This window comes from Microbacterium sp. UBA1097, assembly GCF_002313585.1.
In the GTDB taxonomy this organism is placed as follows: domain Bacteria; phylum Actinomycetota; class Actinomycetes; order Actinomycetales; family Microbacteriaceae; genus Microbacterium.
On record NZ_DCBW01000010.1, the window covers coordinates 1 to 20,884 of the forward strand.

At 65.4% G+C, this 20,884-nt stretch carries 21 protein-coding genes; 13 read left to right on the forward strand and 8 right to left on the reverse strand.

Annotated features, from left to right (window positions below; all coding sequences use genetic code 11):
- Positions 1–51: 51 nt before the first annotated feature.
- The 9 genes from B4F19_RS02395 (at position 52) to lnt (ending at position 10,054) form a co-directional block, all read left to right on the forward strand.
- Entirely contained in the window at positions 52–735 is a 684-nt protein-coding gene (locus B4F19_RS02395) for an HAD family hydrolase (RefSeq protein ID WP_292732661.1), read from the forward strand.
- On the forward strand, positions 732–1,769 hold the full coding sequence (locus B4F19_RS02400; RefSeq protein WP_292727515.1) for a tRNA (adenine-N1)-methyltransferase: 1,038 nt from the start codon (positions 732–734) through the stop codon (positions 1,767–1,769). Before B4F19_RS02395 ends, B4F19_RS02400 begins: the two co-directional genes overlap by 4 nt.
- A 4-nt stretch (positions 1,770–1,773) precedes the next feature.
- Positions 1,774–2,736, forward strand: coding sequence for an FKBP-type peptidyl-prolyl cis-trans isomerase (locus B4F19_RS02405; RefSeq protein WP_292732663.1), 963 nt, complete (start codon positions 1,774–1,776; stop codon positions 2,734–2,736).
- A 123-nt stretch (positions 2,737–2,859) separates the two neighbouring features.
- On the forward strand, positions 2,860–3,792 hold the full coding sequence (locus tag B4F19_RS02410; protein ID WP_414683146.1) for a helix-turn-helix transcriptional regulator: 933 nt from the start codon (positions 2,860–2,862) through the stop codon (positions 3,790–3,792).
- Positions 3,789–4,766 carry a helix-turn-helix transcriptional regulator gene (locus B4F19_RS02415; protein ID WP_292732667.1) on the forward strand — a complete coding sequence of 326 codons (978 nt, stop codon included), beginning with the start codon at positions 3,789–3,791 and terminating at the stop codon, positions 4,764–4,766. Before B4F19_RS02410 ends, B4F19_RS02415 begins: the two co-directional genes overlap by 4 nt.
- A gap of 100 nt (positions 4,767–4,866) precedes the next feature.
- The gene (gene tatA, locus B4F19_RS02420) at positions 4,867–5,136 is read left to right on the forward strand and encodes a Sec-independent protein translocase subunit TatA (protein ID WP_228179074.1); all 270 of its coding nucleotides are present in this window, start codon (positions 4,867–4,869) and stop codon (positions 5,134–5,136) included.
- Positions 5,137–5,205: 69 nt separating this feature from the next.
- Positions 5,206–5,967 (forward strand): twin-arginine translocase subunit TatC, encoded by a 762-nt coding sequence (gene tatC, locus B4F19_RS02425; RefSeq protein WP_228179075.1) that lies wholly within the window; start codon positions 5,206–5,208, stop codon positions 5,965–5,967.
- Positions 5,964–8,453 (forward strand): DEAD/DEAH box helicase, encoded by a 2,490-nt coding sequence (locus tag B4F19_RS02430; protein ID WP_228179076.1) that lies wholly within the window; start codon positions 5,964–5,966, stop codon positions 8,451–8,453. The genes tatC and B4F19_RS02430 overlap by 4 nt, the downstream gene beginning before the upstream one ends.
- Before the next feature lie 50 nt (positions 8,454–8,503).
- Positions 8,504–10,054: an apolipoprotein N-acyltransferase gene (gene lnt, locus B4F19_RS02435; protein ID WP_292732669.1), complete on the forward strand. Its 1,551-nt coding sequence runs from the start codon at positions 8,504–8,506 to the stop codon at positions 10,052–10,054.
- 72 nt (positions 10,055–10,126) lie between these two features.
- Here lnt and B4F19_RS02440 read toward each other — a convergent pair whose 3' ends face one another.
- From B4F19_RS02440 to B4F19_RS02455, 4 genes are all read right to left on the reverse strand, one after another.
- The gene (locus B4F19_RS02440; protein ID WP_292710486.1) at positions 10,127–10,510 is read right to left on the reverse strand and encodes an RNA polymerase-binding protein RbpA; all 384 of its coding nucleotides are present in this window, start codon (positions 10,508–10,510) and stop codon (positions 10,127–10,129) included.
- Positions 10,511–10,664: 154 nt separating this feature from the next.
- On the reverse strand, positions 10,665–11,453 hold the full coding sequence (locus tag B4F19_RS02445) for a glycerophosphodiester phosphodiesterase family protein (RefSeq protein WP_292732670.1): 789 nt from the start codon (positions 11,451–11,453) through the stop codon (positions 10,665–10,667).
- The gene (locus B4F19_RS02450; protein WP_292726001.1) at positions 11,450–12,379 is read right to left on the reverse strand and encodes an SPFH domain-containing protein; all 930 of its coding nucleotides are present in this window, start codon (positions 12,377–12,379) and stop codon (positions 11,450–11,452) included. Before B4F19_RS02450 ends, B4F19_RS02445 begins: the two co-directional genes overlap by 4 nt.
- Complete coding sequence (locus B4F19_RS02455) at positions 12,372–12,869, reverse strand: NfeD family protein (RefSeq protein ID WP_292726002.1); 498 nt, start codon at positions 12,867–12,869, stop codon at positions 12,372–12,374. The genes B4F19_RS02450 and B4F19_RS02455 overlap by 8 nt, the downstream gene beginning before the upstream one ends.
- 101 nt (positions 12,870–12,970) lie before the next feature.
- Between B4F19_RS02455 and B4F19_RS02460 the strand changes: the two genes are divergently transcribed.
- Positions 12,971–13,771 carry an SDR family oxidoreductase gene (locus B4F19_RS02460; protein WP_375237044.1) on the forward strand — a complete coding sequence of 267 codons (801 nt, stop codon included), beginning with the start codon at positions 12,971–12,973 and terminating at the stop codon, positions 13,769–13,771.
- A gap of 71 nt (positions 13,772–13,842) precedes the next feature.
- Here B4F19_RS02460 and B4F19_RS02465 read toward each other — a convergent pair whose 3' ends face one another.
- The 3 genes from B4F19_RS02465 to B4F19_RS02475 form a co-directional block, all read right to left on the reverse strand.
- A complete protein-coding gene (locus B4F19_RS02465; protein WP_292726004.1) occupies positions 13,843–14,403 on the reverse strand; it encodes an HdeD family acid-resistance protein in 561 nt (186 codons plus the stop codon).
- Positions 14,404–14,502: 99 nt separating this feature from the next.
- Positions 14,503–15,423 carry an AEC family transporter gene (locus B4F19_RS02470; RefSeq protein ID WP_292732672.1) on the reverse strand — a complete coding sequence of 307 codons (921 nt, stop codon included), beginning with the start codon at positions 15,421–15,423 and terminating at the stop codon, positions 14,503–14,505.
- A 68-nt stretch (positions 15,424–15,491) separates the two neighbouring features.
- Complete coding sequence (locus tag B4F19_RS02475) at positions 15,492–16,133, reverse strand: hypothetical protein (protein ID WP_292732673.1); 642 nt, start codon at positions 16,131–16,133, stop codon at positions 15,492–15,494.
- A 340-nt stretch (positions 16,134–16,473) separates the two neighbouring features.
- On the opposite strand from B4F19_RS02475, the gene B4F19_RS02480 reads away from it, so the two are divergent.
- The 3 genes from B4F19_RS02480 to B4F19_RS02490 all read left to right on the forward strand — a co-directional run bounded on the left by B4F19_RS02480 (position 16,474) and on the right by B4F19_RS02490 (position 19,521).
- Positions 16,474–17,652, forward strand: coding sequence for a tyrosine-type recombinase/integrase (locus tag B4F19_RS02480; protein ID WP_292732675.1), 1,179 nt, complete (start codon positions 16,474–16,476; stop codon positions 17,650–17,652).
- On the forward strand, positions 17,649–17,990 hold the full coding sequence (locus B4F19_RS02485; RefSeq protein ID WP_076690905.1) for a helix-turn-helix domain-containing protein: 342 nt from the start codon (positions 17,649–17,651) through the stop codon (positions 17,988–17,990). The genes B4F19_RS02480 and B4F19_RS02485 overlap by 4 nt, the downstream gene beginning before the upstream one ends.
- Before the next feature lie 112 nt (positions 17,991–18,102).
- Entirely contained in the window at positions 18,103–19,521 is a 1,419-nt protein-coding gene (locus B4F19_RS02490; protein WP_292732677.1) for a hypothetical protein, read from the forward strand.
- Positions 19,522–19,534: 13 nt separating this feature from the next.
- Here B4F19_RS02490 and B4F19_RS02495 read toward each other — a convergent pair whose 3' ends face one another.
- Entirely contained in the window at positions 19,535–20,773 is a 1,239-nt protein-coding gene (locus B4F19_RS02495) for an MFS transporter (protein WP_292732679.1), read from the reverse strand.
- Positions 20,774–20,884: the final 111 nt, after the last annotated feature.

The following is a 20,884-nucleotide window of genomic DNA, read 5'->3' on the forward strand; positions in this document are numbered from 1 at the left end:
GGGGAGCCGGCAGCGGGCAATCGTCAACGAGGCCGTCGGTAGCATGGTCCGGTGACTGCGCCACCCGCCCTCTCCGCCGTGCTCTGGGATATGGACGGCACGCTCGTCGATACGGAACCGTACTGGATTGCGGCTGAGACGCCGCTCGTTGAGAGCTACGGCGGGTCCTGGACTCACGAGAAGGCGCTGTCGCTGGTCGGGCTCGCCCTGGAGGATTCTGCGCGGATCCTGCAGGAAGAGGGAGTACGAATGTCCACCGGCGACATCATCGAGCACCTCACCAGCGAAGTGATGCGCAGCATCTCGCGGGACGGCGTTCCCTTCCGACCGGGCGCGCGCGAGCTTCTTGCCGACCTGAAGGATGCCGGCCTGAAGACCGCGTTGGTGACGATGTCGATGCGACGGATGGCCTCCCATATCGCCGAGCTCATCGATTTCGACGCCTTCGACCTCGTCGTCGCCGGCGATGACGTCACCCGCCCGAAGCCGTATCCGGATCCGTATCTCCAGGCGTGCACATCGCTCGGCGTAGAACCAGCCGACACCGTGGCGATCGAGGACTCGCCGAACGGGCTGCGCTCCGCTGTAGCCGCGGGATCGGTTGTTCTGGGCGTTCCCGCGATGGTCTCGCTCGAGGGGGCCGGTGCCCACGCCGTCTGGCCCACACTTCACGGGGTGACAGCTTCGGACCTCAGTGAGCTTCACCGCGCACACCGAAAGATCGGCGCCGCATGAGCACCACACCACGTCTGTCCGGTCCGTTCCGCGTGGGCGACCGTGTCCAGCTCACCGGTCCGAAGAACCGGCTGCACACGATTACGCTTCGCGAAGGTGGGGAACTCCACACGCATCACGGGGTGCTGCCTCATTCGACCCTCATTGGGATCCCGGACGGCTCGGTCGTCGTCAATAGCGCCGGCCACGAGTACCTCGCGCTGCGCCCCCTGCTGCGTGATTTCGTGATGTCGATGCCGCGTGGCGCCGCGATCGTGTATCCGAAGGATGCGGCGCAGATCCTCTCCGAGGCTGACGTGTTTCCGGGCGCCGTCGTGGTGGAAGCCGGCGTCGGCTCTGGCGCGCTCTCGCTTTGGCTGCTGCGCGCGATCGGCGACGCCGGGCGACTGGTCTCGTTCGAAAGACGGCCGGAGTTCGCCGAGGTTGCGCAGGCCAACGTCGAGACCTTCCTCGGTCACCGCCCGGCATCCTGGGACGTTCGTGTCGGCGACCTCGTGACTGAGCTGCCGACGGCCGTCGAACCCGGAACGGTAGACCGCGTCATCCTGGACATGCTCGCCCCGTGGGAGTGCATCGACGCCGTTGCGGAGGCCCTGACCCCGGGCGGGGTAGTCCTCTGCTACATCGCGACCGCCACGCAACTGAGCCGCGTAGCCGAGTACATCCGCAACACCGGCCTGTTCACCGAACCCGACGCGAACGAGACGATGGTGCGAGGCTGGCACGTCGAGGGTCTCGCCGTTCGCCCAGACCACCGAATGGTCGCGCACACGGGCTTTTTGCTGTGGGCTCGACGCCTCGCGCCCGGCGCTGTCGCGCCCGAGCAGAAGCGGCGTGCCTCGAAGAGCAGCTACGGCGACGAGGATGTCGAGCTGTGGACTCCCGGTGCCGTCGGTGACCGTCAGATCACCGACAAGAACCTGCGGAAACGAGTTCGCGAAGCGCAGAAGGCGGCTGACGGTGCCCGCCAAGCCGCCACCGGCGGCGGCCCTGTGACGGTCGACGAAACGGCTGAGCCTGACCACCTAGACTGATCCGGTGCGAAAGACACCCGCCTTCCTCGCGATCCTCGGACTGACAGCTGCCGGACTCGTCGGTTGCTCGACAAGCCCAGCCGACGGGTGCGCTCGTGTCACCGATACCGACCCCGCAGCGACCGATCTCGTGACAGTCACCGGTGAGTTCGGCGAGGCGCCCGACGTCGAGGTCTATACCCCGTTCCAGGTGGATGAGCTCGCATGGACCGACCTCACGCAGGGGGAGGGGACGCCGATCATTACGACCGACCAGATGGTCATCCTCGACATGGTGGTCCTCAACGGTCAGACCGGTGAGCCGGCCGTCGCCACCTCCTACGACGTGACGCTCGAGAACGTTTTCTCGATGTCGCGGTGGATCGACACCCTGCCAGGGCTTGAGGATTCTCTTCACTGCGCGCAGGAAGGGGACCGCGTCGTTGTCGCCCTACCGGCAGATGCGATCAACCCGGCTGCCGCGACGCAGATCGGGCTCGAGGAGGGCAGTTCCGCGGTCGCCGTCGTCGACGTTCGGAAGGTCTACCTTCCGAAGGCGGATGGCGCTGACCAGTTCACCGACAGCAACGGTCTTCCGTCCGTCGTCCGCGCCCCGAACGGGCGACCCGGAGTCATCATCCCTGATGCCCCGGCCCCGACCGAACTCTCGATCCAAACGATCAAGAAGGGCGACGGCGAGGTCGTCACCGGCGAGCAGCCGGTTCGCGCCCACTACACGGGTCTGCTGTGGGACACGCGTGAGGTCTTCGACACGAGCTGGGACGGCGATCCGGTCTCGTTCGATCTGACCGCGGTCGTGCCGGGCTTCGCCGCGGCTCTCGAGGGTCAGACCGTCGGATCCCAGGTTCTCGTCGTGGTGCCGCCGGACCAGGGGTACGGCGATGCCGGTCAGGGGCCGATTCCCGGCGGAGCGACGCTGGTGTTCGTCATCGACATCCTGGGGCTCGATCCAGAGCCGGCCTCCTGAGCGAAATCGCCCACGGCAAGAGAGGATGCCGCCCATCGCGGACCTAGGATGAGGGGCGTGCCCTCGAAGTCCACTGTGCGCATCCCGCCCGAGGAGCGGCTTGTCAACCTCGTGGTCGCCCTGATGGCGACCGAGCAGGGCCTCACGAAGGACACGATTCTGTCGTCGGTGTCGGGCTACCGCGAGCAGTCGGAAGCCGGCACGTCGAAGGACGCGCTCGAGAAGATGTTCGAGCGCGATAAAGAGAGCCTTCGTGGACTCGGTGTCCCGATCGAGACGATCGGTGACCGTGCCGATCCCGACGATCTTCGCGAGGCTCGCTACCGCGTACCGACCGCCGAGTACGAGCTGCCTGCCGATATCGAGTTCACGCCGGCCGAGCTCGCTCTGCTGAACCTGGCCGGAGGCGTGTGGAGCGAAAGCTCTCTGTCGGCGGATGCGCGCAGCGGCCTACGCAAGATTCGCGCGCTCGGCATTCCGGTCGAGGATCCGATCCTCGGATACTCGCCGCGGATCAGTCTGCGCGAACCGTCGTTTGCGCCCCTGCAGCGGGCGATCGAGGACTCGCGAATCGTGAGCTTCCGATATATGCGGCCCGGAAGCGCTGCGCCGCGAGTGCGGCGGCTGCAGCCGCTCGCGCTCGTCGAGTTCGAGGCTCGGTGGCACGTATACGGTCTGGATCTCGACCTGGACGCGCCTCGCACCTTCCTTCTCACGCGCATCGTCGATGACGTCGTGATCAGTCGAACCGTCGGAGACCCCGCGCTGCGCGAGGGTGCGGGTGCCCGCGCGCTCGACGGGCTGCGCGAGCTCGCACAGCGGCAGAGGGCACTGGTGGAGATCGACCCCGGGACCGAGGCGTGGTTGCGCCTCTCGCGTCGCGCGGAACCTGCGGCGCAAGGCTGGTGGGTGCCGTACGTGGATCTTCACGTCTTCGCCGACGAGCTGGCATCGTACGGTCCGGAAGTCCGTGTCGTCGAACCGGATGACGTCAAAGCAGAGGTCATTCGGCGGCTTCGCTCTACTCGGGATGCGCACAGCGGAGGGAACGGATGAGCGGCTCGTCGATCGCGACCGACCGCGCAGCACTGCTCCTGCAGTTGGTGCCATACCTCATCTCCAAGGGCGAGGTGTCAGTGGCCGAGGCTGCAGACGAGTTCGACGTCACCGCGGAGCAGATGCGCACCATGGTGCGCGGCCTTACCGTCATCGGGCTGCCCGGAGACTCCGGCTATTGGCAGATGGCGAACGAGCTCTTCGACATCGACTGGGACCTGCTGGACGAGCGGGACCTCATCGCGATCACGAACTCCGTGGGTCTCGAGCGGGCGCCTCGACTGACCGCCCGCGAAGCTGCTGCTCTGCTGGCGGGACTGCAGCTTGCGGCCACGATCCCCGGCGTGGGGGATTCGCAGTTGTATACCGGGCTGCTCGCGAAACTCGCGCGCGGCGCGTCTCGCGCACCTGCTGCCGTCGTCGTTGCATCGGAGCCGGTCGATGCGGTTCGCCGTCTCGTAGCCGACGCTCTCGGTCGTCGGGTCGCTGTGAGCTTCACCTACAAGACTCCCGAAGGGTCACCGACGACACGCACGGTCGATCCCGTCAAGGTTCTGATAGCCCAAGGGCAGTGGTATCTCCAGGGCTGGTGCCATCTGCGAGAGGCGATGCGGACCTTCCACCTTGACCGCGTGAGCGATCTCGCCCTGACCGACATCCCGATCACGCACGGGCAAGAAACCGTACCCGGCTGGTTCGCCGACACCGGCGACGATGCAGCGGGCGACGTGAACGTGACCTTCGAGTTCCCGGCATCCGTCGCCCCACTCGTGGGTGACTACCTCGATCGAGCGACCGTCACTACCACGGCGGGGGTGAGCACCGCACGGATGCGGGTGGCTGATGTGCTGAGCCTGCGACGACTTGCAGCACGTCGCGGGGGAGACGTGCGGATTCTCGCGCCGACAGGCGCCCGCGAAGCGGCGCGGGAGTGGGCTGAGGCGGGCCTCGCCCAGTACCCCGGGCAGACATAAGAAGACCAAAACAGGGATATGGACGGTTCTCAGTCCAGGTTCCGGCGCCCGTGAGTGGCGCCGGGGTAGACTTCAGGCACCGCAATCGTGAGGAGACCCCATGGGGAACGCATTCGGGTGGCCGCACCTGCTGATCATTCTCGCGGTGATCCTGTTGCTGTTCGGCGCGGCGAAGCTGCCCGCGCTGGCAAAGAGCCTCGGCCAGTCCGCCCGTGTCTTCAAGGGCGAGATGAAGGCCATGAAGGACGACGACTCCAAGGATGCCGCGAAGCCCGACGTCGCAGCGTCCGAAGCCGCTGACTCGTCCTCGACGGGTTCTGCTGGCTCGTCGCAGGCCGCGTCATCCAGCGGCCGAGATTCCACAGCCTGACCCGGCCGCGTGGCGACCAGTTCCCTGCCGGAGGTAGGAGAGCCCGACCGGCCGCGCCGTGACCGGAGGATGTCTCTCGGGCAACATCTGATCGAGTTGCGCAAGCGGCTCATGATCGCTGCCCTCGCGCTCGTCGTCGGCATGGTGGTCGCGTTCATCATCACCGATCCGATCATCCGGCTGATTACGATTCCGATCGCAGATGTGGCGGCCATGCGTGGCGAGACCGACAAGGTCGAGGTGATGTTCACGACGATCACCGGTCCGTTCGATCTCCGCATCCGAATCGCTTTCGCGACCGGACTTCTGATCTCTGCACCGGTCTGGCTGTGGCAGATCTGGGCTTTCATCATGCCGGGACTCACAAGGAAAGAAGTCGGCTACACGGCGGGGTTCGTCGGGGCAGCTGTTCCGCTGTTCTTCGCGGGGACTACCGTGGGGTGGCTCGTGCTCCCGCACGTCGTCGAGATCATGGCGACCTTTGCTCCAGACCAGACTTCCCTGTTCTACGACGCAACGTACTACTACGACTTCGTCTTCAAGTTCCTCCTTGTGGTCGGGGTTTCTTTCGTCCTACCCGTCTTCCTCGTTGCTTTGAACGTCGCGGGGGTGATCTCGGGCCGCGGCATTCTCAAAGGGTGGCGGGTTGCAGTGCTGGTGGCTACCCTCTTCGCGGCGGTTGCAACACCCGCAGCTGACGCCGTGTCAATGCTGATGTTGGCAGGCATCCTCGTCGTGCTCTTCTTCGCGGCAGCCGGTGTGTCGCTACTGTTCGACCGACGCAAATCCAAGCGCGACGCAGCCCTGCTGCCGCCTGAGGCGACGGGGTGAGTGCTCCAAGCCCAGCGGAGCGATTTGCGCGGGCCGAAGCAGCCCGTGCGTATCCGGTCACGGCGGCGTTCGCCGACGATCAGCGTTTCGATCTCGATCCGTTTCAGATCGCCGGATGCCACGCGCTCGAGTCGGGGCGAAGCGTGCTCGTCGCTGCGCCCACGGGGGCGGGAAAGACCATTGTCGGCGAGTTCGCGATTCATCTGGCGATGCGGGAGCCCTCCGACAAGGCGTTCTACACGACGCCGATGAAGGCGCTGTCGAACCAGAAGTTCCGCGAACTCGTCGATGTCTATGGGCCCGATGATGTGGGGCTTCTCACCGGAGACACCAACATCAACGGAAATGCTCGCGTCGTCGTGATGACGACCGAGGTGTTGCGCAACATGCTGTACGCGGGCTCACCGGCGCTCCGCGACCTGCGCTATGTCGTCATGGACGAAGTCCATTACCTCGCCGACAGGTTCCGCGGTGCAGTGTGGGAGGAGGTCATCATCCATCTGCCGCCGGCGGTGCGTCTCGTTTCGCTGTCGGCGACGGTCTCGAACGCCGAAGAGTTCGGTGATTGGCTCGACACCGTGCGCGGAGACACTGACGTCATCGTGTCTGAGACGCGACCGGTTCCGCTCGAACAGCATGTTCTGGTGCGCGGCGACCTTCTGCCGCTGTTCGACGATCGCGCCGGCATCGCGACGGCGCAGGTGAACCAAGAGCTCATGCGCATTCGCTCGTTCAAGGGCCCGACCTACGAGAACAATCGGCGCGCTCAGGCTGGCCGCAGTGCCGCAATGTCAGGAAGTCGCGGCCGTGACGGCCAGCATCGCCGCCCCCACAAGGGCGGTCAGCGGCCGGTGAGATCGGCGAATGCACAACGGATCGAACGGCTCGATCGCCCCGAGGTGATCGAACTCCTCGCGCGATCGAATCTGCTCCCCGCCATCTTCTTCATCTTCAGCCGCGCCGGCTGCGATGCCGCGGTGCAGCAGGTTCGCCGGTCCGGAGCCCGCTTCACGACACCCGAGGAGCGGGCGGAGATCCGGGCGATCGTCGAGGAGCGCACCCGAACCCTGCTCGAGGAGGATCTGGCTGTCCTCGGATTCTGGGAATGGCGCGAGAACCTTGAGCGGGGAGTCGCTGCGCATCATGCGGGTCTTCTGCCGGCGTTCAAAGAGGTCGTCGAAGAGCTCTTCCAGCGCAAGCTCGTGAAGGTCGTGTTCGCCACCGAGACCCTCGCGCTGGGGATCAACATGCCGGCGAGAACTGTCGTGCTCGAGAAGCTCGAGAAGTTCAACGGCGAAGCGCGGGTCGCGATCACCTCGGGCGAGTACACACAGCTGACCGGTCGAGCTGGACGCCGGGGGATCGATGTCGAAGGCCACGCCGTCGTCCAGTGGACCGAAGGACTCGACCCGCAGGCCGTGGCAGCACTGGCATCCCGCCGCACGTATCCGCTGAACTCCAGCTTCCGGCCGACCTACAACATGGCGGTCAATCTCATCGACCAGTTCGGCAGAGCACGGGCGCGCGAGATCCTGGAGTCCTCGTTCGCCCAGTTCCAGGCGGACCGCGCTGTCGTCGGCCTTGCCCGGCAGGTGAAGGATGCCGAAGAGTCGCTCGCGGGCTACGCCAAGGCGATGAGCTGCGACAAGGGCGACTTCGCCGAATACTCCGGCATCCGTCGCGAGCTGAGTGATCTCGAGAAGCTGAATCGCAAGGACGCCAATGCTTCGCGCCAGACGCGCGACAAGCGCCAGCGCGAGATCAGTGAGCTGCGGAGGCGCATGCAGCGGCATCCGTGCCACCAGTGCCCCGACCGTGAGCATCACGCCCGCTGGGCAGAGCGGTACTGGAAGCTGAACCGCACCGTCGAACGACTCCGTGGCCAGATCGACGCGCGCACGGGAACCGTCGCGCGGGTCTTTGACCGCATCGTGGATGTTCTGGCCTCTCTTGATTACGTGCGCGTGGATGCAGACGGAGCGGCGACGCTCACGGCCGCTGGTCGCACAATGCGCCGGATCTACGGAGAGCGTGACTTGCTCGTGGCCGAGTCACTGCGCCTGGGCCTGTGGGACTCGCTGGACGCGCCGTCGTTGGCCGCCCTGGCCTGTGCTCTGGTCTACGAGCCGCGCCGGGACGAACCGGGGGAGCGGGCGCTTCCCCGCGGCGCGTTCCGCGAGGCTCTCGCGCAGACCCTCGACCTCTGGCAACGCCTGGACGATCTCGAACGCGACTCGCGGCTGCCCGGGTCGGAGCCGCCGGCAGCGGGACTCGCGCTCGCGATGCACTCGTGGGCAAAGGGGATGCCGCTGGATCGCGTGCTTCGCGAGGCAGACCTTGCCGCCGGCGACTTCGTCCGGTGGGCCAAGCAGACGATCGACCTTCTCGACCAGATGTCGCTTGTGGCCGAACCCAGCCTTGCCACGGTCGCGCGGCGGGCGCTCGATGGTGTTCGTCGCGGGATCGTGGCGTACTCGTCGGTGTGATCGCCGAACCTTCAGCCGCACCATAGCCGTCCGAATGTAGGCTGGTCCTCATGCCCGAACCGTCGAGCGCCACGCAGAGCCGTACCACCGGTGTCCGTGCGCTGTTGCCCTTGTGGGCTGCGGTATTGGTGGCAGTTGCTGCCGGGCTCATCCTCGATCTGGCGTACCCGTCGGTGGGCTGGTGGCCGTTGGCTTTCGTCGGTGTCGGACTCTCGCTTGTGGCGCTCATTGGGCGCAGCGCCTGGGGCGCGCTGCTGGTCGGGTTCATCTTCGGGATCACGTTCTATCTCGTCCACATCGTGTGGCTGAACCGCTACCTCGGCGTCATCCCGTGGTTCGCCCTGGCGGTCGCGGCCACCATCTACGTCGCGCTCGGCTCCGTGCTCATCGCGTTGGCATACCGGTGGATGCCGAGAGCAGCCCCCGGTCGGTGGGCTCAGCTCGTCCTGACACCGCTGCTGATAGCCGGGCTGTGGACACTGCGGGAACTCGTGACCGGATCCTGGCCCTACACAGGGTTCCCGTGGGCGCGGATCGGGATGAGTCAATCCGAGAGCCCCCTTTCACACCTGACCTCGTGGATCGGCGTGACGGGCCTGTCGTTCCTGATGGTCGCCTTCACCGCCGGGACCATCGAGTGGCTGCGACTGCGCCAGTGGTCGGATGTGCGCACGGCGCTGCCGGTCGCAGGGCTGGGGATCGCCCTGCTCGTCACGCCGCAGTTCCCGACCACCCCGGCGGGCACGATGACCGTGGGAAGTGTGCAGGGCAACGGTCCCTCCGGATACTTTGACGCGCGACAGCGAAACGACATCCTGAACGCGCAGCTGTCGGCATCCACTGACCTGATCGGTCAGGACATGGATGTGCTGCTGTGGCCCGAAGGCGGGATCGACTCGGATCCGATGACCAACGCGACGACTGCGGCGGTTCTGGACGGACTGTCGGAGGCGGCGGATGCTCCGCTTCTTGTCAACGCCGCAACAACGCGGGGCGACCTGACCTACAACACCTCGATGCTGTGGGAAGCGGGGGAGGGCGCCGTGCAGTATCACGACAAGACTCACCCGGTTCCCTTCGGCGAGTACGTGCCCGACCGGTGGTTCTACGAGATGATCGTTCCCGATCTGATCGGGCTCATCGGCCGGGAGTACACACCAGGATCCAATCCGCCGTACGTCGATATCGATGGCACCGGGGTGGGGCTCGCTATCTGTTTCGACGTGATCTATGACGACGTCATCCATGAAGGCGCGCGAGACGGCGCCGAGGTCTACATGTTCCAGACCAACAACGCCGACTTCCGCAACACCGACGAGAACCTGCAGCAACTCGCTTTCGCGCGCACGCGCGCTATCGAGACCGGTCGTTCGGTCGTGAACATCTCGACAGTCGGCACGAGCCAGGTGATCGGCCCCGACGGTGCGACGATCGATTCTCTTCCCGCCGATGAGGCCGGAGCGATGCTCACCGATGTTCCGCTGCGGACCGGCCTGACCCCGAGCATCGTGATCGGCGGCTCACTGGGCATGGCGATCGCGATTCTTAGCATTGCCGGTCTGATCGCCAGCGGAGTCGTCGCGAGCCGCCGCCGGACATGAAACGGGACCGATCCGTGATCGGACCGGTCCCGTTTGTTGCACCGCTTCGTAAGCCGTCGCGGTGGGCGTCTGTCAGGCGCTGAGCTTGTCGACCGTGACGTCGTCGCCGGCGCCTCGGCGTGAGCGAACGAAGGCGAGGCGCTCTTCGAGCAGCTCCTCGAGCTCCGGGATCGTGCGACGCTCGAGAAGCATGTCCCAGTGCGAGCGGGGGGCTTTGACGTCGCCGTGGTCGACGGTGACGGTCTCGCCGTCGACCCGCAGCAAAGCCTCGGCGCCGCAGGTGCGGCATTCCCAGGTCTCGGGGACCTCGGCGTCTGCCGCGAAGGTCATGGTGGTGTCACGTCCACAAGACGTGCAGGAGTAGGTGAATTGTGCCCGCTCATGAAATACGACGCCGTCCTCGCTCTGTAGGCTGGAGGCGCCGAGTCGCATGCCGCGGAGGCTGCGGTCTGCCATTGTGTGGTCCTCTCGTCGCTGTTCAGGTATAACGCTCTCAGCTGGGCAGATCATCCATGCCGACCCGCAGATGAGAGCATTCTCAGCCGATCTTCAGCGGGGGAGGAATAGGCGCAACGCCGACCTGGGGTGCGGCGCCGTCAGCGCCGCCGAATCAGGGGTGGCCCAGCGCGGGTCCGAGAGTCGTGAGCGCGACGTCTACGCGATCTGTGACGATGCCGTCGACGCCCATGCCGACAAGCCGGCTCATGTCTGCGGGATCGTTCACTGTCCATACGTGGACTTCGACCCCGTGACGGTGAGCGGCTTCAAGCAGCCGTGGCGTCACCACCCGCACCGGTCCCTGACGCTCCGGGACCTGCAGTGCGTCGATGCCCGCGAGCGAGGATGCGACCAGCCGCGGCGACCGCGCGACGAGGCCCCAGAGCAGCCGGGCGATGGTCTCGCGACCCGCCGATGTTGCAGGTGCCACCGCGCCGGTGGGTGCGTGACGAGCTGCGGATGCTACGGCTGCGCGGCGGCGGGTGTCCGCAAAACTCGTCAGGAGCACGCGCTCACCATGACCGGCCACGAGCATGCCGACGGCGTCAGCAGCGCCGGGCGCCTTCACGTCGAGGTTGAACCTCACGGTCGGGAAGTCCTCGAGCGCGGTGCGCAACGTGATCAGTCCGCCGCGATCTGCCATCAAGTCAGTCAACTCTGAAAGCTCGACGTCAACGACACGTCGAGGATCGCCCGTCACCCGACGAAGATCCGCGTCATGGAACAGCACGACCTCGCCGTCCCGGGTGAGATGACAGTCGGACTCGACGTAGGTCGCGCCAGCGCGCTTCGCCGCGGCAACCGATGCGTAGGAGTTCTCCGCAATCGCTTCGTCAACCGTCAGCCCCCGGTGCGCAAGGACGCGCGGGTATGGCGCGTCGACGAAGTACGGGTGGGTCACGCCTGCTCGTCAGGTGCAGACTTTGCGGCCTCCCGCGCCCCGAACGCACCGGACACACCCTTGAGTGCCTCGGTGAACTCGCTCGGAATGATCCAGAGCTTGCTCGACGCGCTGTCGCTGATCTTCGGAAGCGTCTGCAGGTACTGGTAGGCGAGCAGCTTGTCATCCGGATTGCCCTCGTGGATGGCGTTGAACACCGTGGCAATCGCCTCAGCTTCACCCTGCGCACGCAGGATCTGGCCCTGCTTTTCGCCCTCGGCGCGCAGGATCTCGGCCTGACGTGCGCCCTCAGCCTGCAGGATGGCCGACTGCTTCGTGCCCTCTGCGGTGAGGATCGCCGCACGACGGTCTCGCTCGGCGCGCATCTGCTTCTCCATGGAGTCCTGGATGGACACCGGGGGATCGATGGCCTTCAACTCCACCCGCGACACTCGGATTCCCCACTTGCCCGTCGCTTCGTCCAGAACGACCCGCAGCTTCGTGTTGATTTCGTCGCGACTGGTCAGTGCCTCCTCGAGGTTCAAGCCACCGACGACGTTTCGCAACGTCGTCGTCGTGAGCTGCTCGACTGCGCCCAGATAGTTCGCGATCTCGTAAGTGGCCGCACGGGCGTCAGTCACCTGGAAGTAGACGACCGTGTCGATCGAGACGACGAGGTTGTCTTCCGTGATGACCGGCTGCGGGGGGAACGAGACGACCTGCTCGCGCATGTCGATCAACGGCCGAACGCGGTCGATGAACGGGACGAGGAGGTTCAAGCCGGGGGAGAGGGTCTTGTGATAGCGGCCGAGGCGCTCCACGACGCCGGCTGTGGCCTGCGGAATGATCCGGATCGATCGGAAGATCACCACGACCACGAAGATCGCAATGACAAGCAGCAGGACGATGACAAAGATCTGTCCCGCGAACGCGCCGATGTCAATCATGTTCCACGGTCCTTTCTGTCGATGGCCGGGGCTCCGGAGCTACTTCGACGGCGGCGCCTCGCACTGCAATGACGCTGACGGACTGTCCAACGCTCGCCTCGGCATCCGTGACGCCCGCGCTCAGTCGTGCCGTCCACGTCTCGCCGTTGTCGAGCTTCACCTCACCCGCACCCTGCACGAACGCGCGGGTCACGCGCGCCGGCATCCCGACGAGTGCATCGACGTTCGTGAGGACGACGGGCGAACTTCGATGCAGCGCCCGCAGCAGGAGTGGGCGAATCGTGAACAGGAGAAGCGCTGATGCGATCGCGGCGAGGCCGATTTGCAGCCACCACGGGCCGCCCAGCAAATTCGTTCCCAGGCCCCCGATGAGAGTTCCGGCGGCGAGCATGAGGAATGTGAACTCAAGGGTGAGCAGTTCGATGATCACGAACAGGACTGCCAGAGCGAGCCAGAGGATCCACAGATACTGCGTGAGATCGGGCAACATCCGAGTCTCCTTCCTCTTGGACTGACCCTATCAACGCAGGGCGCGCAGCGGACCGGTTGGTAGGGTCGGTACGCGCGCCATTCCGGTGCCGCCCGCGGCCGATGCGCCACCGTGCAACAGGAGCAACAGTGACCGACATTTCCACCCCGATCGCCCCCGGAACCCTGCGCGGCAAGACCGCACTGGTGACCGGCTCGTCGCGCGGAATCGGTGCCGACACCGTCCGCTATCTCGCAGCCGCGGGGGCCAACGTCGTCATCAACTTCCGCAACAAGGCTCCCCGCGCTGAGAAGCTTGCCGCTGAGGTGCGGGAGCTGGGTGTCGACGCTCTCGTCGTGGGAGCGGACCTCACCGATCCAGAGTCGGTCGCGGCAATGTTCGCTGCCGTCGAGGAGGCCTTCGGAGGCCTGGACATCCTCGTCCTGAACGCATCCGGTGGCATGGAATCAGGAATGGCGGAAGATTACGCCCTGCTGCTGAACCGAGACGCTCAGGTCAGCGTGCTTGAGACGGCAGTGCCGCTTCTTCGGGGCGACGCACGGGTGGTCTTCGTGACCAGCCACCAGGCGCACTTCATCCGAACGACCCCGACCATGCCCGAATATGAGCCGGTCGCGCTGTCCAAGCGTGCCGGCGAGGATGCGCTTCGCGAGCGGGTGCCCGCGCTCCTCGAACGCGGCATCGGGTTCGTCGTCGTCTCCGGCGACATGATCGAAGGAACCATCACCGCAACGTTGCTGGAGCGTGCGAACCCCGGAGCTATCGCGTCGCGTCGCGAATCAGCCGGCAAGCTCTACAACGTTTCGGAGTTCGCTGCCGAGGTCGCACAGGCCGCTGTGGACCCGATCCCCGCGGACAACACGCGGCTCGTCGGCGACACGAGCTCTTTTGTGGGGGAGTAGTCCGCACTGCATCCATTCACAGCAGAAGGCCCCGGGAAATCCCCCGGAGCCTTCTTCTGTGATGTGTCTTGTCAGACGCTCTTCTTACCGAACGTGAACGCGCGCACGATCTGGATGATGCCGAGCACGACGAGAGAGATCCCGAGCAGCCACCAGAGCACGACCGCGCCCAACAGCGGCGAGAACAGCAGCACGACACCGGCGACGATGCTGATGATCGCGAAGAAGATCGTCCAGCCCTTGGATGCTGCGTCACCCAGCGTGGTCAGGGAGACGACACCTTCGATGATCCACATGATGCCGACCAGGATGCCGAGGAAGACGGCGAACCAGCCGGTGGTGGCTGCGAGGTTGAAGAAGGCGAAGATACCAGCGGCGATGAACACGACGCCGAGGATGATGTGGCCAACGCGAGACCATCCACCCATCGACTTCGAGAAAATGCCGAGGCCGCCGTAGACCAGTCCGCCGACGATGGCGTAGATGGCGATGATCGCGGTCACGACCATGGCCGTGCGGCCTGGCCAGACGAGGATCAGGATTCCGACGATGAGCGAGAGGACACCGGCGATGCCGAGCGCCGTGCGGACGCCGTTGATGGCCTCCTTGGCGACGGAGCTTTCGGTTGACATGGCGTTCCCTTTCTGGGAGTTAGCTGAGAGCTTGCGTTCTCAGCGTAGCGTTCTTCCGGCCGGACTTCGGGGGAGTGGGAGGGGCATGTCGGCCCGAGATCACCCGAAAAGGACGAGCGCGCCGATCAGCACCGGGATGCACCCGATTGTTGTGAGGAAGACAGTGTCACGCGCGACGGTTTCCGCGACGCCGAAGCGCTGAGCGAAGTTGAAGACATTCTGTGCGGTCGGGAGGCTCGCCAGGACGACCACGGTGAGCGTTTCGGGCGCCGGCAATCTGAACACGATGCTCGCAAGCACCCAGGCCAGCACCGGCATCAGTATCAGCTTGAACGCGGTAGCCAGGATCACCTCGCGGCGGTGACCGCCGGCGGCGAGAACCCGCTGGCCATGGAGAGACATCCCGTAGCTCAGAAGGAGCACCGGGACGCATGCTGCGGCGAGGAAGTGTAAAGGCTCCGTGACGAGTGACGGGAGCCGAAGCCCCGTCGCCGCCACGATCGTTCCGGCCACCGATCCGATCACGACCGGGTTCGTCACAGTGCGTAGCGCGATCTTTCCGAAGTTCCGAGTCTGCGCGGTGACGCTTTCGAGGATCGCCATCGAGATCGGTACGAGGACGAGCAGTTGGAACAAGATGACGGGTGCCGGGAACGCGGCCGATCCCAGGAGATAGAGCGACAGGGGGATCCCGATGTTGTTGGAGTTCACCTGACCGGCCGCGAGCGCGCCGATGAGCGTGTCTCCCACGGGCCGTCGCCACAACAGGCGGGAGATCGTTGCGTAGAGGCCGATGACGATGATCGCCGTGATCGCCGAGACCGGGAGAAGTGCCGAAAACAGGGTTGCGATATCGGCTTCGGAGAGGACCACAAACAGCAGCACGGGGGAAAGGACGAAAAACACCAGTCGTCCCAGAACCGGGCCGGCTTGCGGGCCGAGGAGGTTGATCCGGCCGATCACGTATCCGACGGCGATCGCGAGGCCGATAACCGCGAACCCGGTGGCGGCGTTCAGCACGAAAGGTCCGGAGCTCGCATCGTTCCACGCTACCGCCGCCGTTCGCGAGCACCAGTCACGCGGCCGCGTCAGGACTGACCGGAACGAAAGATCTGGACACTTGAGGCGCGGCCGCGCTCGCTGAGGACGAGTGCGAGAACACCGAGTCCGATCGTGCTGGCAAGGTTCGATAGTGCGCCGAGGAGTGTCGCGACGTCGGCCAGCGCCTGCTGCGGGAGTGCGAGGGTCGCGAACATGGCCTGGGTGATGACGCCCACAAGGACGCTCAGACCGAGCACCCAGAGCGGCGCCCACCGCCACGGAGACGGAACGATGCGGGTCCGCGCGATCTGGACGGTTGCGATGATGCCGGCGGCGAGCGGCATCAGCAGATGGAGGTAGCCGAAGACGACGTACGTCGGCGGAACCGAATCTGGAGTAGCGAAGCCGCCGCTCGGCGTCAGCGCGTCGAAGACGATGCGGGCGGCGACCTGCCACCAGGCGAGGATCAGGATCGCGACGAGGCCCAACGGCCTGCGCGCTACGACGCTTTCGTATCGCGTGCGTCCCACTGCGAACACTGTCACGCCAACGCTCCACGTGAGTTCGGCGATCACAGCAAGCGCGGGAGTCAGTGAGGAACCCAGCGCGATCTCGCGCATCATGACAAGCACTCCGGAGAGGATGAGTGCGCTGCCACCGATTGTCCACGTCAGGTTTCGTCGCCGCATCCGTCGATGCCTAACCAGACGGCGTTCACGACGACGGACGGCCCCGTACAGTCGATCCCGAGAGCAGTATCCGATAATGCACATTATGTCAGCTCGTAAATCCAGAACTTGCAGGAATTGCAGGATCTGGAGAACCGGCTAATCCCCTTCCCCGCTTGCATTAATCGCGCTTGACCAGGAATTACTCCGTTCTCGGGCGCCTCACGCATCCAGCAACGCCGGTCGGAATTCAACTGCTGACGATCCCTTTGGATTTACCCTCTGATCTGGTTTTCCGGATCCACCCATTGCGATTTCTGCAGGAATCCTGCAATATTTGCAGGCGAGGCGGTGGTGTCCGATGGTGGGTTCTGATGGCGGCGGGACGCTTTCATTCCTGCCTGTTCCCGGGGCTGCTCCAGACCCTGACGTCTTCCTCGAAGAGGTTCTTGACGCGTGGGCGGCGTCGTTGCGCTCGCGCGGCATCAAGGCAGGCTACGTGCGCACGAGTCGTTCGGTGGTGTTCCGCCTGTGTGACTCGGCGGGCAAGTTCCCCTGGGAGTGGAACGTGGGCGACGCGACCGACTGGTTCGATCATCTTCGTTCGGTTCGAGGGTTGGCACAGTCCACGCTGCGCGCGTATCAGGGCATGATCGAGGCATTCTGCGACTTCGCGACGAGCCCGGCGTACGACTGGGGCGTGCGCTCGGCTCAGATGTTCGGCCAGGTTTTCTCGCAGGTCGTCAACGAATTCAACCGGATCACGCACTCACAGACCAACGAGGCCAAACCCGAGAAGCGGGCATTCACTGAGGACGAGCTCCAGCAGCTCTTCGACCTCCTCGACGTGGAGTACGTGCGCGTGCTCGAGTCCGGGCGCAGCGGCGCCCTGACGGTGCTCAGAGACGCCGCGGCCTGCAAGATCGCGTACGGGTGGGGGCTCCGCGTCACCGAGGTCCGGCGGCTGCAGATCGTTGACTTCTCCGCGAACGCTCGCACACCCTACTTCGGCGACTTCGGCAACCTGCACGTGCGATTCGGGAAGGCGAAGGCCGGCCAGGTGTTCAAGCCGCGAAACGTGCTGACGGTGTGGCAGTGGGCCGCCGAGGTCGCCGAGGACTGGACGAACAACGTCCTCCCCCGCTACGGCGAACCGCTCACTGATCTGTTTCCCACCAACACAGGCAGCGTGGTGTCGGCGAACCACCTCTGGCAACGGATCAGCGATTGCGTCGACGAGCTTGGCTTTCCTCCGGGACTCGATTTCCACTCGCTGCGCCGTTCGTATGCGACGCATCTGCTCACGTCCTATCGGTACGACATCAAGTTCATCCAGATGCAGCTCGGACACGAGCACGCTGCGACAACGTCGATCTACACCCTCCCGGCGGCCGATTTCCAGATCGCCGAGCTCGCCCGAGTGCACCGGGAGATGCTCGAGGCGACCGGCACCGCGGTCGCCTTGCCGAAGCGAAAGCTCAGGCTTCCGCCGCGGCCGCCGCTCCCACCCAACCGCAAGAAGAATCGGGGCGCATCATGAGACGCGAGATCGAGTACCAGTGGCGAATCCGCGAGCTGATGGCCAGACAGCACATCACCAGCAGCACCCAGCTCGTCGAACCGCTTCGCGAGCGAGGAATCACATTGTCGGCCTCGCAGGTCTACCGCTTGGTGGCACAGGACCCGGAACGGATCGCGTTCAAGGTTCTCGTGGCGCTGTGCGACATCCTGCATTGCGAGGTGAACGATCTAGTGACCTTCACCGCGGCAGACGCCCGCACCATCCGCCAGAAGCGCGTCGCGAACGGCGATCCAGGCGTTCCCGACCTGCGCAACTACCGGCCCGTCCGCGCCCGCGTCACCCGAGACGATGGCTAGACCCCGCGAGTACGGCCGCGTCCGGCCGGCTACGTTGAACTCGCTCACACCGCCGGAGCCACGCGGGCGACCACGATCCGAGGGCGAGAAGCACTGCGACCGGTGCGGGCGCATGAGCGCCAAGATTCGCGTCCGCTGGCCGGATGGAGCGATCTGCGGCATCTGCTTCAGGGAAGCGGCCCACACGTACGGGGTGTGCGCGGGCTGCGGCGACGACCGCCTGCTCCCGGGCCGCGACGAGCACGCCAAGCCGATCTGCCGAGACTGCGCCGGCATCACGACCACCATGACCTGCGGCAGGTGCGGCGTCGAAGCCGAGCGGTTCCGCAACGGCCAATGTGCCCGCTGCGTCATCGAGGCCGACCTGACCGAGCTCCTCAAGCCCACCACTCCCCCAGATCTACGCATCAAACAACTGATCCAAGTGTTCGTCGAGTCAACACGGCCTGAGAGCATCTACACCTGGATGCGAGGCGAGAAGGCCCACGAGTTGCTCAGGAAGATCGGCGACAGAGAACTCGACCTCACCCCGGAGGCGTTCAACGCATTGCCGCGCGGGCATTCGGTGGAGCACCTTCGTGAAATCCTCATCCACAACCGCCTCATGGTCGCCCCCGCGGATCGGCACCTGGCGATCTTCGAAGGCTGGGTCGACGCCCGCCTACGTGAGCTGCAGCCCCATCCTGACGTGGCGTCGATCATCGAGCAGTACGCCCGGTGGCATCACCTGAACCGGCTACGTGAGCGCGTCGGCGTCGCGAACATGGACATCGCCTGCCGGAACGCACGACAGCAGATCACTGAGGCTGGCAAGTTCCTCATCTGGGTCGAACAGGCCCGGGAGCGAACCGTCGCCACATTCCACCAGGAAGACATCGACGCCTACCTGGATGGTGCGGTCACGACACGTTTCCAAATCAAGCACTTCATCGGCTGGTTCGCGCGCGGTCGTGGCGGATCACGGAAGCTCTACGTCCCGCCGCGCAAGGCGATCACCCTGCCCACACTCACGCAGGCGCAGCGCATCCAAGCGATCCGCAACGCGGTCGAGTTCGAACAAGTCGCGCTCAGCACCAGAGTCGCCGCACTCATCCACCTCCTTTGGGCGACACCGCTCACCCGCATCGTCAGACTCACAGCGGATCAGCTCGAGCTACGCCCGGACGGCATGTTCATCCGGCTCGGTGTGAACGTGAGCGAGATCCCCGAACCTCTCGCGCCCATGTTCTGGCGACAGCTCGAGGACCGCGACGGAATGACCACGAACACCGGCACCGACTGGCTGTTCCCGGGTTACCGTGCCGGCCGGCACCTGTCAGTTCCCACCCTGCAGCAGCGGCTCAACACGCTGGGTATCGACCCGCAGCGCACCCGGAACACGACCTTGAAACAGCTCACCGCACTCATCGACGTAGCGTCGCTTTCCGATTTGCTCGGGTATTCGCCGAAGACCCTCGCTCAGCATGCCGAGCGATCCGGATCCCACATGGCGCGGTACGTCGACGCGAAACAGCACGCCCATCGACCTTGACCCCAGCTGAGACCTAGGCGCCCGACTGAGCGAGCTCGCTGCCTGCCGGTGAGGAGGCCCGGCGAGCACCAAGCCAGGCAAGGGCCGCGGCAGCGGTGCCGATTGCGGCGAGGACGAGGGCCACAGCCGGGAGACCGAGCAGAGCACCGAGCGTGCCCGCCAAGGGGTACGTGATGATGAAGCACGCATGCGACAGCGAGAACTGCGCAGCGAACACCGCCGGGCGAGTCCCCACGTCGGATGCCCGCCGAAGCAGTCGAGCCGACGGTGTGAGCAGCAACGAGGTCGCCGCGCCGAGGTAGAACCACGTCGCGATGAGCGCGCCCCACGTTCCAGTCGACGCAGGCATCCCGATGAAGATGGCCGCCGCGACCAACCCAACCGGAAGCGCAATAGCGCCGGCGAGCATGACCTTGAGATCACGGATCCGGTCGAGCACCTTCGGCAGCCCGAGCGCCACGACCATGGACCCGGCGCCGTAGGCGGCCAAGAGGAGCGCGACATCGGTCTGGGGCCGCCCGAGGAGCCCCTGCACGAGCACCACGGTGTTCACGATGACCATCGCCGTCGAGGTCGCCACGACGAGGTTCATCGCGAGCAGGCTCCGCAACTCCGGCGTCCGCCAGAACACGCGCACCCCGCTGGTCAGCCGTTCGAAGAAGGGAGCCGGTTCGGCAGGGGCGATCTTCGGGAACTTGGTCGCGATCACGAGCGCCGCGGACCCGATGAAGCCGAGGAAGGTGCCGACGAAAAGGTTGTTGTAGGTGATGACCGTCAGCAGCGCCGCAGCGAGCATCGGACTCACCAACGCTTCGAGGTCGTACGCGAGACGTGACAGGGACAAGGCCCGCGTGTACTGCCCCTCGTCAGGGAGCACTTCCGGAATCACCGCCTGGAAGGCGGGCGTGAACGTCGCTGACGCGGCCTGCAAGACGAAGATGAGGATGAAGATCTGCCACGCTTCGGTAACGAACGGGAGACTGATCGCGACCGCAGCACGAAGCACATCAGCTGCGATGAGGACGAGCTTGCGCGGCAGGTGACCAGTGAGCGCAGCGACGACCGGGGCGACGCCGACGTACGCCAGCATCTTGATCGTGAGCGCTGTGCCGAGAACGACGCCGGCGTCACCACCGGCGATGTCGAACGCGAGCAACCCGAGCGCAATCGTCAGTAGCCCCGTGCCAAGGAGAGCGACGCCCTGAGCGCAGAAGAGCTTCGCGTACGACGGGCTCCGGAGAACCTCAAGCACCAGTGATGCTCCTCACCGGCGCAGCGGCCGGCATCGCAGCGCGATGGTGCGCCGGGTTCTGATCGAGCGCGTGCTCGGCCTGGAAGATGGCGTCGGCGACCAGCTGACGAG

Excerpts from the sequence above, each read along its gene's own strand:
- B4F19_RS02460 (WP_375237044.1), top strand. The coding sequence starts at position 12,971 with ATGCGCCACCGTGCAACAGGAGCAACAGTGACCGACATTTCCACCCCG.
- B4F19_RS02455 (WP_292726002.1), bottom strand. The coding sequence starts at position 12,869 with ATGTTGCCCGATCTCACGCAGTATCTGTGGATCCTCTGGCTCGCTCTG.
- B4F19_RS02410 (WP_414683146.1), top strand. The coding sequence starts at position 2,860 with ATGGCGACCGAGCAGGGCCTCACGAAGGACACGATTCTGTCGTCGGTG.
- B4F19_RS02440 (WP_292710486.1), bottom strand. The coding sequence starts at position 10,510 with ATGGCAGACCGCAGCCTCCGCGGCATGCGACTCGGCGCCTCCAGCCTA.
- B4F19_RS02400 (WP_292727515.1), top strand. The coding sequence starts at position 732 with ATGAGCACCACACCACGTCTGTCCGGTCCGTTCCGCGTGGGCGACCGT.
- B4F19_RS02490 (WP_292732677.1), top strand. The coding sequence starts at position 18,103 with ATGAGCGCCAAGATTCGCGTCCGCTGGCCGGATGGAGCGATCTGCGGC.
- B4F19_RS02465 (WP_292726004.1), bottom strand. The coding sequence starts at position 14,403 with ATGTCAACCGAAAGCTCCGTCGCCAAGGAGGCCATCAACGGCGTCCGC.
- B4F19_RS02485 (WP_076690905.1), top strand. The coding sequence starts at position 17,649 with ATGAGACGCGAGATCGAGTACCAGTGGCGAATCCGCGAGCTGATGGCC.
- B4F19_RS02415 (WP_292732667.1), top strand. The coding sequence starts at position 3,789 with ATGAGCGGCTCGTCGATCGCGACCGACCGCGCAGCACTGCTCCTGCAG.
- B4F19_RS02450 (WP_292726001.1), bottom strand. The coding sequence starts at position 12,379 with ATGATTGACATCGGCGCGTTCGCGGGACAGATCTTTGTCATCGTCCTG.
- B4F19_RS02480 (WP_292732675.1), top strand. The coding sequence starts at position 16,474 with ATGGTGGGTTCTGATGGCGGCGGGACGCTTTCATTCCTGCCTGTTCCC.
- lnt (WP_292732669.1), top strand. The coding sequence starts at position 8,504 with ATGCCCGAACCGTCGAGCGCCACGCAGAGCCGTACCACCGGTGTCCGT.
- B4F19_RS02475 (WP_292732673.1), bottom strand. The coding sequence starts at position 16,133 with ATGCGGCGACGAAACCTGACGTGGACAATCGGTGGCAGCGCACTCATC.
- tatC (WP_228179075.1), top strand. The coding sequence starts at position 5,206 with ATGTCTCTCGGGCAACATCTGATCGAGTTGCGCAAGCGGCTCATGATC.
- tatA (WP_228179074.1), top strand. The coding sequence starts at position 4,867 with ATGGGGAACGCATTCGGGTGGCCGCACCTGCTGATCATTCTCGCGGTG.